General features: G+C 60.7%; 10 protein-coding genes. 7 read left to right on the top strand and 3 right to left on the bottom strand.

Going from position 1 to position 12,426, the window contains the following annotated elements; translation table 11 throughout:
• Window positions 1-20: 20 nt before the first annotated feature.
• The 6 genes from FHT77_RS16055 to FHT77_RS16030 all read left to right on the top strand — a co-directional run bounded on the left by FHT77_RS16055 (window position 21) and on the right by FHT77_RS16030 (window position 8,172).
• Window positions 21-1,043 carry a LacI family DNA-binding transcriptional regulator gene (locus FHT77_RS16055; RefSeq protein ID WP_183755939.1) on the top strand — a complete coding sequence of 341 codons (1,023 nt, stop codon included), beginning with the start codon at window positions 21-23 and terminating at the stop codon, window positions 1,041-1,043.
• 62 nt (window positions 1,044-1,105) lie between these two features.
• Entirely contained in the window at window positions 1,106-2,323 is a 1,218-nt protein-coding gene (locus FHT77_RS16050; RefSeq protein ID WP_183755938.1) for an adenylate/guanylate cyclase domain-containing protein, read from the top strand.
• 152 nt (window positions 2,324-2,475) lie between these two features.
• Window positions 2,476-2,907, top strand: coding sequence for an OsmC family protein (locus FHT77_RS16045; protein WP_114714333.1), 432 nt, complete (start codon window positions 2,476-2,478; stop codon window positions 2,905-2,907).
• 285 nt (window positions 2,908-3,192) lie between these two features.
• Window positions 3,193-3,810 (top strand): TetR family transcriptional regulator, encoded by a 618-nt coding sequence (locus tag FHT77_RS16040; protein ID WP_016556932.1) that lies wholly within the window; start codon window positions 3,193-3,195, stop codon window positions 3,808-3,810.
• Window positions 3,811-3,862: 52 nt separating this feature from the next.
• On the top strand, window positions 3,863-4,999 hold the full coding sequence (locus FHT77_RS16035) for an efflux RND transporter periplasmic adaptor subunit (protein WP_183755937.1): 1,137 nt from the start codon (window positions 3,863-3,865) through the stop codon (window positions 4,997-4,999).
• A 26-nt stretch (window positions 5,000-5,025) separates the two neighbouring features.
• Window positions 5,026-8,172, top strand: a complete 3,147-nt coding sequence (locus tag FHT77_RS16030) for an efflux RND transporter permease subunit (RefSeq protein ID WP_183755974.1) — start codon at window positions 5,026-5,028, stop codon at window positions 8,170-8,172.
• 43 nt (window positions 8,173-8,215) lie between these two features.
• Here the strand turns inward: FHT77_RS16030 and FHT77_RS16025 are convergent, their stop codons facing one another.
• The 3 genes from FHT77_RS16025 to FHT77_RS16015 form a co-directional block, all read right to left on the bottom strand.
• Window positions 8,216-9,139 carry an ROK family protein gene (locus FHT77_RS16025; RefSeq protein ID WP_183755936.1) on the bottom strand — a complete coding sequence of 308 codons (924 nt, stop codon included), beginning with the start codon at window positions 9,137-9,139 and terminating at the stop codon, window positions 8,216-8,218.
• A gap of 72 nt (window positions 9,140-9,211) precedes the next feature.
• On the bottom strand, window positions 9,212-10,546 hold the full coding sequence (locus FHT77_RS16020) for an ATP-binding protein (RefSeq protein ID WP_183755935.1): 1,335 nt from the start codon (window positions 10,544-10,546) through the stop codon (window positions 9,212-9,214).
• 2 nt (window positions 10,547-10,548) lie between these two features.
• A complete protein-coding gene (locus FHT77_RS16015) occupies window positions 10,549-11,202 on the bottom strand; it encodes a response regulator (protein ID WP_183755934.1) in 654 nt (217 codons plus the stop codon).
• A gap of 222 nt (window positions 11,203-11,424) precedes the next feature.
• Here FHT77_RS16015 and FHT77_RS16010 point away from each other — a divergent pair, with 222 nt between their 5' ends.
• Window positions 11,425-12,378: a sugar-binding transcriptional regulator gene (locus tag FHT77_RS16010; RefSeq protein WP_183755933.1), complete on the top strand. Its 954-nt coding sequence runs from the start codon at window positions 11,425-11,427 to the stop codon at window positions 12,376-12,378.
• Window positions 12,379-12,426: the final 48 nt, after the last annotated feature.

Below are 12,426 nucleotides of genomic sequence, written 5' to 3'. Positions count from 1 at the left end.
AAAAACCATCAGCAGATTGCATGGCGCATCGGTTTCTCGTCAAGGATATCGCTTTTCAGGCCGGGCTGAGCACCGCGACCGTGGATCGCGTTCTCAACGGCAGGAGCGGCGTCAGGAATCAGACGACGATGCGAGTGCAGGCTGCGATCGCGGAGCTCGAAAAGCAGCAGATCGGTGGAGAGGTGAGCGGAAGGAAGCTCGCCATCGACGTCGTGATGGAAACACCAGAACGCTTCAGCACGGCCGTTCGCGATGCTTTCGAAGCGGAAGTCGCCACGTTCCTGCCAACGGTATTTCGGTGCCGCTTCCATTTTGCCGAGGTGATGAAGCAGGCTGAACTGGTGCAACTGCTCGACCGGATCCGGCTGCGCGGCACCAACGGCATCGTCTTGAAGGCCCCGGATGTTCCTGAGGTCGCCGCTGCCGTTTCCAGGGCGACTGATGCGGGAATTCCGGTGGTCACGCTGGTGACGGACCTGCCAAATTCGTCGCGCAGCGCTTACGCCGGGGCCGACAACCGCTCAGCCGGAGAGACGGCTGCTTATCTCATCGGCGAGCATTTTGGCAAAGCGCCGGGGCGCGTCCTCGTCACGCTATCCAGCGGGCGGTTTCGCGGCGAGGAAGAGCGGGAGATCGGTTTTCGTCGTGTTCTGCGCGAACGCTATCCGCTCATCTCGGTAACCGAAATCAGCGAAGGGCATGGCACGGACGCGGCGACGGGCACGCTGGCGGCTCGGGCAATTGCGGCGGATGCGGCGATCAACGCTGTCTATTCCATCGGCGGCGGAAACCGGGCGGTCCTTGCGGCCTTTGAGGCGGCGCAACGGCCGGTCAGGATCTTCGTCGCACATGATCTCGACGCCGACAATCGCGCACTGCTCACAGGTCGCAAGATCAGCTTCGTGCTGCACCATGATCTGCGCACGGATGCCCGCTCGGCCTTTCGCGCCGTGATGAGCCGCTCGGCGAGCGGTGGAATCGCGGCTCCGGCATTGTCGTCGGTGGAAATTGTCACACCTTACAACATGCCTGCTGCGGGCTGAGGTTTGCCTTTCCCTCGTCGGCGAAATCGCGATACAGCTTTCGCACGAGCGAGGGAAACGGCATGGAATACAGTGATGTAGGGACCGTTGCGGCCTGGTTGACCGAGCAGGGGCTGAAGGGCGCCTCGGAAGCCGAACTCCTGATCGGGTTTTGTGAAGCCTGCCGTGAGTGCGGCCTTCCACTTGATCGCGGCATGGCCCTGATGGACACGCTTCATCCCGTGCACGAAGGCAGGGCGTTTCGCTGGGATAGCCGCGAGGAGATCGAAGCCGAATTCGAATATGGCCCCTCCAGCGATGGCGCGGCGCTGGAGAGTTGGCAGCGATCCGCCTTCTACTATCTTTGGGCCGGCGAAGAAAACGAGGTCAGACGGCGCATCGGCTTTGGCGATCCGACCGACTTCGTCATGCTCGAATCGATGCTCCAGCAGGGCCACACCGACTTCGTCGCGATGGTCCATCGGTTCGAGAAGGCGGGCACAATCGGCGAGATGGACTGCTTCTTTTCTCACTTCGCCACGCGCAGTCCCGAGGGGTTCTCAGACCACGACCTTATCATCCTGCGAAAGCTGGTGCCGGTCCTGGCGCTTGCGATCAAATGCATCGCGCTGGCGCGGATCGCGCGCACTATCGCCGAGGTATATCTCGGCGACGATGCTGCGCGGCAGGTGCTGGAAGGCAAGATCACGCGCGGTAAGTCGGAGCGAATCTCCGCGGCCCTGTGGTTCTCGGATCTTCTGAACTACACCAAGATATCTGACAGCGCGCCGCCTGAAGAGATTCTGCCGATGCTGAACGCCTACAGCGATGTGGTCATTTCCGCGATACACGAGGCAGGCGGCGATGTGTTGAAGCTGATCGGCGATGGGGTGCTGGCGATCTTCAAGGCCGACCAGGCCGACGAGGCCTGCGCCGCGTCGCTGCAAGCCGAGCGATTGCTGCGGCAGAAGCTGAAGGCGTTGAACGAGGAGCGGGCGGAGGAAGGGCGCCCCACGACGGAGGTCTATATCGGCCTGCACATCGGCGATGTTTTCTACGGAAACATCGGCAGTCGCGAGCGGCTCGACTTCACCGTCATCGGACCTGCCGTGAACGAAGTCAGCCGGATTGCCTCGATGTGCCGATCGGTCGATCTCAACGTGCTGATGTCGTCGGAGTTTGCAGCAACGATCCCTGAGAACGAAAGGGGCGCGCTTGCCTGCATCGGTCGCTATGCGCTCCGCGGTGTCAAACGCGCGCAGGAGCTTTATACGCTCGACACAGCGCGGATCGAGATCTGACAGCTTCCTGCCTGCTTGTCGCTCGAAGAAATTTCACCGCGTTGTCGCCTTCCGCCGATAGAGGATTATATCGCGTCGAAGAGGCAGGTTGCCTCTTTCGGCTGGCGAAGCGGCGATAGCCCGCTTCCTCTAAATCCAAACAGGAGGACGGCATGCAGATCAATCGTACAGGTTCAGCGCAGTGGTCCGGTGGACTGAAGGACGGCAAGGGACAAATTTCCACACAGAGCGGCGCGCTGAAGCACTATCCCTATGGCTTCTCAAGCCGATTTGAAGGCATTCCGGGCACCAATCCGGAAGAACTGATCGGCGCGGCCCATGCCGGATGCTTCACGATGGCTCTCTCGCTCATCCTCGAGGAAGCCGGTCTCAAGGCGACCGACATGGAGACGACAGCGAAGGTGACGCTCGAAAGCGTCGAAGGCGGCTTCGCCATCACGGCGATCCACCTTACGCTGACGGGAACGGTTCCGAACACCGACGAGCGGACGTTCATCGAACTCGCCAACAAAGCCAAGGCCGGATGCCCGGTATCGAAGGCACTCTCGGCGGTCCCGATCTCTCTTGAAGTCAAGCTCGCCTGAGCGATGACCTAAGGCCGAGTGCCGCGCATCAGCGTCGGCACTTTGTCGCCCGCCTAGTTCTTCCAGACCCATGCATCTCAAGGCAATTGCGCCGCGGCGTGGCCAGCGGGCGATACCGCTTGCCTACTGCATCCTGCATACATCGCCACGGGAACACGGTGACTCCCTAGCTTGGACGTTGACGGCATCGGATTGGTTGTCCCGTTCCCAAGAAAACGTTGACATATTACGATTGTTATTTTACGACTGACGAAATTCAAAAATCGTCAGTCGTAAATGAGGTGCATGAAGTTGGTTGCCGATGCAGCGGAAAACACCATCGAATTGGCTCGCCAGGAGAATGTGACGCGCATTCTTGACGCTGGCGAGCGCCTTTTCCGTCACTATGGGTACTCCAAAACCACCGTTGCCGACATTGCGCGCGATCTCGGCATGTCGCCGGCGAATGTCTACCGCTTCTTTGCCTCGAAGGTGGAAATCCATCAGGCGATCTGCGGCCGCATGCTCGCTGCCAGCTACCAGATGGCCTACGACGCCTGCCACCTGCAGATCAGCGCCTCCGATCGGCTGCGCAGGTTCGTGCAGGGCCAATACCAGATGACGGTCGACACCATGCTCGACCAGGAAAAGGTGCACGAGATGGTCGTCGTCGCCATCGAGCGTGACTGGCACGTCATCGAAAAGCATGTCGACAGTATTCATGAATTGCTCGCTGACGTGATCCGCGAAGGGATCGCTGCCGGCGAATTTGCCGAGCAGGATGCGGATGTCGCCTCACGCTGCTTCGGGGCGGCCACCGTCACCCTCTGTCATCCGCAGATGGTGGCGCAATGTCTCGCCAAGACCAACCGCGCCACTGTTGACGAACTGGTCGAGTTCTCGATCCGGGCGCTGAAAAAATAACGAGCGGTAAAAGCCGCAGATCAACCGATAAACGATTTCAGGAGTGCGAAAGATGATTTCGCTGAAGACAGTGCAGTTGCCGTCGTTTGCCAGTTTCGCGCTCCTCGGCGCCGTTACGCTTGCCATATCTGGCTGCAGCGAGGAGAAGAAGGCCGAAACGAAAGAGATCATCCGCCCGGTCAAGGTGGTGGAAATTGCCGAGGCTCGCGATACGCGTGCGCTGGACTATTCCGGTGCCGTGAAGGCCCGCGTCGAGATGAATCTCGGCTTCCGCGTCGCCGGCAAGATCACCGACCGTCGTGTCAACATAGGCGATCGCGTCAAGCTTGGTGATCTGCTCGCCGAAATCGATCCGACCGACTACGAGCTGGCGGTCAGGACCGCCGAAGCAAACCTTGCCGCTGCCGAAAAGGGTGTGGCGACCGCCGACCTTGCCAACAAGCGCGCCCAGCAGTTGTTCGATAAGAGCGTCACGGCGAAATCGCAGATGGAACAGGCGGCACTCAGCTACGATCAGGCTGTTTCCACACGCGATGCCGCAGCTTCGTCGCTCGACCAGGCAAAGAACCAGGTTGCCTATACCGAGCTGAAGGCCGACCGGAATGGTATCGTGACCTCGATCAGCGCCGACACCGGCGCCGTTGTTGCTGCCGGGACGCCTGTCGCCACCGTCGCGCTCGACGGCGAAAAGGAAGTGCAGATCGCAGTTCCCGAAAACGACATCGCGCAGTTCAAGCCAGGCAAGACTGTGAAAGCCACCTTCTGGTCCGACAGCAAACTGGTGCTCGACGGCAAGGTACGCGAGGTTTCCGGCAGCGCCGATCCCCAGTCGCGCACCTTTTCCGTTCGTGTGAGCCTCCCGACAGATGATCGGGTGCTGCTTGGTATGACGGCGACGATCGAAGCCGCTGTTGGCAATGCCGAGACCGACGTCGCTATTCCGCTAAGCGCGCTCGCCGAACGTGAAGGCAAGAAGATCGTCTGGGTCGTCGATCGCAACGCGTCGACTGTTCACGCCCGCGAAATCAAAGTGGCAGACTTCACCGGAGGTGGCGTCCATGTCGCCGACGGCCTGAAAAATGGCGATCTTGTCGTCGCGGCCGGTACGCAGTTCATGGCCGAGAATCTTAAGGTCAAGCTGCCGGAGCAGCAATCGGCGCAAGCCGAAACCGGCGATGTCATTCGCTGAGACCTGGTCAGGAGAGGATTATGACCATGGACAACTCCAACGCCGAAAAGCGCCCCTTTAACCTGTCACGCTGGGCAATCGGCCATCCGAGCATCGCACGGTTCTTGTTCGGTCTGATCCTGATTACCGGCGTCCTTGGTCTGATGCGCATGGGTCAGAAGGAAGACCCCGACTTTACGTTCCGCGTCATGGTCGTGCAGGCCATCTGGCCGGGTGCTTCCATCCAGGAAATGGAAGACCAGGTCGTCAACAAGATCGAGCGAAAGCTCCAGGAAACCCCGCATATCGATTGGGTCAAGTCCTATACGCGGGCCGGCAGCGCCATCATCACGCTGCAGGTCAAGGGCGATACCAATAGCGAACAGGTGGCTGACGCCTTCTACCAGGTGCGCAAGAAGGTCGGCGACATCTCCAATGAGCTGCCGGAAGGGTTGCTCGGCCCCTATTTCAACGACGAGTTTGGCGATACCTACATCACGCTGCATTCGATCAGCGGAGATGGCTACAGTTATCCCGAGCTGAAGAAGTTCGCGATCCAGGCGCGTGACATGCTGCTGACGACGCCGGGCGTCGAAAAGGCGGTCATCATCGGCGACCAACCGGAGAAGATCTACGTCGACGTTTCCTCGAAGGCGCTGGCCGAGCGGGGGCTGACCGTGCTCGACCTGCAGAACGCGATCAAGGGCCAGAACAACGTCGATCCCGCCGGGTCCGTCGATACCGGCACGCGTTCGGTGCGTATTTCCGTCGAAGGCGACGTGACGAAAGCCGAGGACATCCGCGAACTGCGGCTGAAGGCCGGCAATCAGGTCACGCGTCTTGGCGATATAGCCACCGTCTATTCCGGCCTCGAAGATCCCTATCAGCGCAAATATCGCTTCAACGGTCACGAGAGCGTCCAGGTCGGCGTCGTCATGGCAAAGGGCTTCAAGGTGACCGATGTCGGCAAGGATGTCGAAGCCACTTACGAGCGCTTCGAGGGATCACTGCCTTACGGCGTTGCCGTCGACCAGATCTCCAATCAGCCCGACGTGGTCACCGACGCGATCAGCGAGTTCATGCATGCGCTCGGCGAGGCGTTGATCATCGTGTTGATCGTCTCCTTCCTGTCGATCGGCTGGCGTTCCGGTCTCGTCATCGCGATCGCCATCCCGCTGGTGCTCGCCGCGACTTTCGCCATCATGTACGAACTCGGGATCGACCTGCAGCGCATCTCGCTCGGGGCGTTGATCATTGCGCTCGGCCTGCTCGTCGACGATGCAATGATCGTCGTCGAGTTGATGGAGCGAAAGCTAGAGGAAGGCCTCGTGAAGATCGAAGCGGCAAGCTTCGCCTATTCCTCGACCGCCTTCCCGATGCTGACCGGTACGCTGATCACCACCGCCGGCTTCATTCCGGTTGGCTTTGCGGCGTCAACCGCCGGCGAGTATGTGCGCACGCTGTTCTACGTGGTCGGCATCGCACTCGTCGTCTCATGGTTCGTGGCTGTCTATTTCACGCCGTGGCTCGGCTACATGATCCTGAAGCAGCGCCATCACGCGGGCGAACACCACGATGCCTTCGATACCAGCTTCTATCGACGCCTTCGGGCGACGGTTGGCTGGGCCGTGCGTCATCGCATCATCGTGGTGGCGATGACACTGGTGACCTTTGCGACCAGTCTTTGGGCGTTCCAGTTCATCCCGCAGAATTTCTTCCCGCAGTCCTCGCGCCCGGAAATCCTGGTCGATCTGTGGCTGCCTGAAGGCACCAGCATCAAGGAAGTCGAGACGCAGGCAAAGGCGCTCGAAGCCAAGATCATTGGCGACAAGGACAAGAAATTCGTTGCCACCTATATCGGCGAGGGTGCCCCGCGCTTCTTCCTCCCGCTCGACCAGCAACTTCGCAATCCGAACTTCGCACAGCTTCTTGTCATGGCAAACGACGAGCCGGCACGTGAGCGCCTGATCGTGAAGCTGCGGACGATCCTTGCTGAAGACTTCCCCGATATCCGCGGCAAGGTGGATCGTCTGTTCCTTGGCCCGCCGACGGGCTGGCCTGTGCAGATGCGCATCATGGGGCCGGACCGTCAGGAAGTCCGCAAGATCGCCGATGAGGTGAAGGCGAAGTTCCAGGCTAATCCGCAACTCGGTGCGATCCATGACGACTGGTTGGAGCCAGTGCCGGCGATGAAGCTGGTGATCGATCAGGACCGTGCCCGTGCGCTCGGTGTCACCTCACAGCGAGTACGCCAGATGCTGCAGACAGCAGTCTCCGGTGCGCCGCTCGATGACTTCCGCGACGGCGAGGAGACGGTGTCGATCGTTGCCCGCGAACCGGAAGCCAATCGTTCGCTGCTGTCGGCCGTCAATTCGGTCTACGTGCCGACGGATTTCGGCGGCTTCGTCCCGGTCTCCCAGGTTGCCAAGGTAGTGCCGGTTCTGGAGCAGGGGATCGAATGGCGGCGCGACCGTCTGCCGACCATCACCGTCCGGGCGACATTGCCTGACGACGTTCAGTCCAACGATGTCGTCATGAAGATGTATGCCGACATGCAGCCGCTGCGCGACAGCCTGCCGGCCGGCTACAAGATCGAGATCCAGGGAGGTGCGGAAGATTCCGCCGAAAGCCAGGCTTCGATTGCTGCGAAGGCGCCGATCATGCTCGTCGTCATCGTTCTCCTGCTGATGGCGCAGCTGCAGCACTTCGGCAAGGCGATGCTCGTGCTTGCGACCGGACCGCTCGGGATCATCGGTGCGGCTGCGGCCCTCCTGATATCGGGTGCGCCGTTCGGCTTCGTTGCCATCCTCGGCGTCATCGCACTACTCGGGATCATCATCCGCAACTCGATCATTCTCGTCGATCAGATCGACCAGGACATCAAGGCGGGAATGCATCGACAGGAAGCGATCGTTGGCGCTGCGGTACGACGGTTCCGCCCGATCATGCTGACGGCGCTGACGGCGGTTCTGGCGCTAATCCCGATCTCACGTGGCGTTTTCTGGGGGCCGCTGGCATACGCCATGATGGGCGGCATTCTGGTTGCCACGGTATTGACGATCCTAGTGCTGCCTGCGGCCTATGCGCTGTTCTTCGGCAAGGAGCCGAAGACGGCGGCGGCGCAGGGTGCAGCGAACGGCAATGCAGCGGAAGAGGCGGAGGCGATGCACCCGCCGGCCCTCGCGGCGGAATGACGGGAACGATGGCGCGGTGAGAACCGTGCCATTTTCGTTTGGCTCAAGCTGCGAGGTGGGCGGCTTCCGCTTTCAGGCCGAGCAGCGCGGCGCCGATCAGGCCGGGCTCGACGCGGCATTCACTGCGGACCACGAGCGGTCGATCGAATTTGCGCAGGATGCGCTGCCGAACTGCCTTGTCCAGCTCCGCAAGCAGCTCTTCGACATTGGAAAGCCCGCCGCCGACTGGAACGATGGTCGCGCCGGTGATGTTGATTGTCAGCGCGAGCGGCGAGGCGACAAGATCGATGAAGACATCGATGGTGCGCGCCGCTTGGGACTCGCCCTTCAACCAATCATCGATGATCTCCTGACTGGAGAGATCGATGTCATGCAGCGTCTTATGCAAGCGCTCGAGACCACGAGCGCCGCCGACGGTATCGACGCACCCCTTCTGGCCACAGCCGCAGGAATAGGCTGGAATCGCGACGGGCGGATTGCCGGCATGAGACGCCAGGGCCGGACCATGTCCCCATTCACCGGCAAAGCCGCCCGCGGCATTGATCAGTCGTCCATCCGCAACCACACCGCCGCCGACGCCGGTTCCGAGAATGGCGCCCAGAACGATGCGGTGGCCGCGCCCGGCGCCGAGATCGGCCTCCGCCATGGCGAAGCAGTCGGCATCATTCGCAATTACGACCGGCAGGCCGAGTTCAGCTTCGAGGTCGGCGGCGAGATCGCGGCCGTGAATACAGGGAATGTTGGCGCAGGTCAGCCTTTGCGTGTCCGGGTCGACGACGCCTGCGATGGAGAAGGCAAGGCGTGTCGGCTTCTCGCCGGTTTCGGCGATGATGGCACGCAGCGTCTCGACGAAGGCGGCAAAATCGTCCTTGGGGGTCGGGCGCCGGCCAAGTGGCGTGATGTCGGCTTCGGAGTGCGCCACTCCGCCCTTGATGGCGGAGCCGCCGATGTCAAAAGAAATGATCATTTGGGTTCTGCTGTTTGGATGGCCTCTGCGTCTGCTCGCACCCTTCGGCAGGTTTTGCAAGCCGAAACCGGGCTAGGCCGGTAGGGTCATTTTTGCTTCAAAGCCGGCTTTCGCTCCCGTCGCCGGTGACAGCAGTTCCAGTGTCCCGCCCATCTGGGAGACGATACGGTCGGCGATAGCGAGCCCGAGGCCGGAGCCGGACGCAGTCGTCTTGCCGCGGCTGAAGCGCTTTTTCAGTCCAGCCATCTCAGCCTCTCGGATCAATGGCCCGCCGTTCACAACGCGGACGATGCCGCCGCTTTCGAGACTGACATTGACGGGGAGGTCCGGATCACCGTGGAGCAGGGCATTCTCGATCAGGTTTCGGGTGACAATGCCGAAGGCATCCATGTCGGCAGTGCGGACGAGCTTTGCGTCCGGCGCCGCGGAGTATTGAAGCCTTCCATTCGTGCGGCTGTCGCGCTGGAAATCGGTGACCACCATGTCGAGGACCGGGCGCAGGTCGACTGCACTTGCGCTTCCGCCGATGCCGGCTTCCGCGCGGGAAAGCTGCAGCAGTTTCTCTGCCAGACGGCCGAGATTGACCAGCGAAGCCTCAACCTGCCGGACGCGGTCCTGCGTTGCGCCGGACGGCAGTTCCTCGATAAGCCGCTGCGTCTGTGCAAGCGCTCCGGCGATCGGCGTTCTCAACTCGTGAGCACTGTTGGCGGTGAATTCGCGCTCTGCTTCGAGGGCGGCACGCAGGCGTCCGAGGAGAAGGTTGACCGATCTTGCGATCGGCCTCAGTTCGACCGGCAGACCCCGATCGTCGACCTCAGCCATGTTGCCACTGTCTTTCGTCCCGATATCTCGCCGAAGTTCCTCGATCGGCCGCAGCGCCCGCCCGACGATGAACCAGATCGCAAAGATGCTGGCGGGAATAAGGGCGACCAATGGGATGAGCAAGGTGACGGAACTTTCGCGAACGGCTTCGCGGCGGTTCTTGAACCGGTCGGCCACTTGCAGAAAAAGGGAGCCGTCAGCCGTCATCTCGGTGTAGATTCGTGCTGTCGTCGTGTCATAGAAGCCCGTGCGAAGCGGTGCATCGAAAGGCTCTGCCGGAGCATCATTCGAACGCAGTGCTACCTTACCGCTGGCGTCGCGGACCTGATAAGTCAGATATTCTCGACTGGCGGCAGTGTTGAGCATGGCGACGCTGCGCGGATCGACGTCCGCACGCTGGTTCAAATCGTCAAGGATCAAAGCCAGGAGACGCTCGGTGGTCTCCTGCTGCGCGCTATCGAAAATCTCATCGAACTCGTGCTGCATCACGCGGACGCTGAGGCCGATCGCGGCAAGCCAGAAGACGACCATGACGGTCGTCAGGGCGAGAATGAGCGGGCCAGTGATGCTGCGTTCGCGCTTCATCTTCATCCGAGTGTGTAGCCGATGCCGCGGGCAGTGCGGATCCTGTCCTTGCCGATCTTCTTGCGCAGACGGCTCACATAGACCTCGACGGTGTTGCTTTCGATTTCCGAACCGAATGCGTAGAGCGCTTCCTCGATCCGATCTTTGGGGACGATCGCGCCTGGGCGCGCCGTCAACAGATCGAGTACCGCCCATTCACGGCTCGTCAGGATGATCGTTTCGCCGGCGACCGAGATCTGATGCAGGGGTCGGTTGATTTCAATGTCCGAGATGCGGACGACCGGATGCGGGTTGGCATCATAGCGGCGAGCGACCGCCATGATACGCGCTTCCAACTCGTCGAGGTTGAACGGCTTCACCAGGTAGTCGTCGGCTCCTGCATTCAGTCCGTCGATGCGGTCCGAGATCTGATCTCGTGCAGTCAGAATGATGACGGGTGTCTTCAGCCCGCGTTCTCGAAGGCCGCGGAGAAACGCGACGCCGCTGCCATCCGGGAGCTGGAGATCGAGAAGAATGAGCCCGTAATCGACAGGTCGCGCGGCGGCGTCGGCGTCGGCCAGATTTTGCACCCAGTCAACGGCATGATTGGCCGCAGCGACGTGGTCCCTCACTGCGCCACCAATCATTCTGTCATCTTCAACCAGCAGAATTCGCACAGCTTTTTTCCTCGATACCAGTTAGCTTGCAGTTCAACCTTCGGTCAAGCAAGGCTTGATCGACAAAGATGACAAGCCGATGGCATGTGGTCCTCGCCTGGCATGTCAAAATAGGCTGTGCAATTTCTCAATACACTCGACATTTGCCCGAATTCTGGTTTGATCTGGCGCAATATGCATCCGCGTCGGCTGTGGCCGATCTTTTCAGCATGGTAGAGACTGATGGTAAGAAAATCCGAGACTTCGGGGCGGCTAGACGACGCGGCGCGCGCGGGATGGCTCTATTATGTGGCAGGGCGGACGCAGGATGAGATTGCTTCTTCCATGGGGATTTCACGGCAATCGGCACAGCGCCTTGTCTCGCTCGCGGTTGCCGAACGGCTGATAAAAGTGCGACTCGACCATCCAATCGCCGCCTGTCTCGAACTCGCCAATGCCGTGCGCAAGAAGTTCAACCTGAAGCATGTCGAGGTCGTGCCAAGTGACCCGGGCTCCAGTTCGACGACGGTCGGCATCGCGGAGGCCGCCGCAGCGGAAATCGAGCGCTGGCTCAAGCGCCCTGACCCTATCGTGCTCGCGGTTGGAACAGGACGAACCTTGAAGGCGGCCGTCGACCAACTTCCCGCCATCGAATGTCCCAGTCACCGCATCGTATCGCTGACCGGCAATATTGCGCCCGATGGCTCGGCTGCTTACTACAACGTCATCTTCAGCATGGCTGACGCGGTGAAGGCTCGACACTTTCCGATGCCGCTGCCGGTTCTGGTCACCTCGGCGGATGAGAGGGAAACCCTGCACGGCCAGCAGCTCGTTCGCTCGACGCTGGAGATCAGCGCACAGGCAGACGTGACGTTTGTCGGCATCGGTGAGCTCGGCATCGACGGACCACTTTGCATCGACGGTTTTCTCGAGAAGGACGAGATGATGGAGCTGATGCGCAACGGTGCCGTCGGCGAGATCTGTGGCTGGGTGTTTGATAGCGAGGGGAAGCTCCTCGACAATCCGATCAACGAGCGGGTGGCCTCCGCGTCGATCCCCTCACGTGAGTCGTCGACCGTTATCGGAATCGCCAAGGGCAAGCGCAAATTCAAGGCGATCAGGGCTGCCGTAACAGGCCATCAGATCAACGCGCTGATCACGGATGAGGACACGGCCGAATATTTGCTCAAGGCGTGAGCAAATATTTAATTCTTTAAATTCAACAGGATAACATCGTTCTTCGCT

It is taken from the genome of Rhizobium sp. BK181 (assembly GCF_014193305.1).
In the GTDB taxonomy this organism is placed as follows: Bacteria; Pseudomonadota; Alphaproteobacteria; order Rhizobiales; family Rhizobiaceae; genus Rhizobium.
Note: the sequence above shows the minus strand (reverse complement) of the source record. Positions and strands in the feature narration are given on the sequence as shown.

Bases quoted from the DNA above. Each gene is read 5' to 3' on its own strand.
- FHT77_RS16020 (WP_183755935.1), bottom strand. From the start codon at position 10,546: ATGAAGCGCGAACGCAGCATCACTGGCCCGCTCATTCTCGCCCTGACG.
- FHT77_RS16010 (WP_183755933.1), top strand. From the start codon at position 11,425: ATGGTAAGAAAATCCGAGACTTCGGGGCGGCTAGACGACGCGGCGCGC.
- FHT77_RS16030 (WP_183755974.1), top strand. From the start codon at position 5,026: ATGGACAACTCCAACGCCGAAAAGCGCCCCTTTAACCTGTCACGCTGG.
- FHT77_RS16040 (WP_016556932.1), top strand. From the start codon at position 3,193: ATGAAGTTGGTTGCCGATGCAGCGGAAAACACCATCGAATTGGCTCGC.
- FHT77_RS16025 (WP_183755936.1), bottom strand. From the start codon at position 9,139: ATGATCATTTCTTTTGACATCGGCGGCTCCGCCATCAAGGGCGGAGTG.
- FHT77_RS16045 (WP_114714333.1), top strand. From the start codon at position 2,476: ATGCAGATCAATCGTACAGGTTCAGCGCAGTGGTCCGGTGGACTGAAG.
- FHT77_RS16035 (WP_183755937.1), top strand. From the start codon at position 3,863: ATGATTTCGCTGAAGACAGTGCAGTTGCCGTCGTTTGCCAGTTTCGCG.
- FHT77_RS16050 (WP_183755938.1), top strand. From the start codon at position 1,106: ATGGAATACAGTGATGTAGGGACCGTTGCGGCCTGGTTGACCGAGCAG.
- FHT77_RS16055 (WP_183755939.1), top strand. From the start codon at position 21: ATGGCGCATCGGTTTCTCGTCAAGGATATCGCTTTTCAGGCCGGGCTG.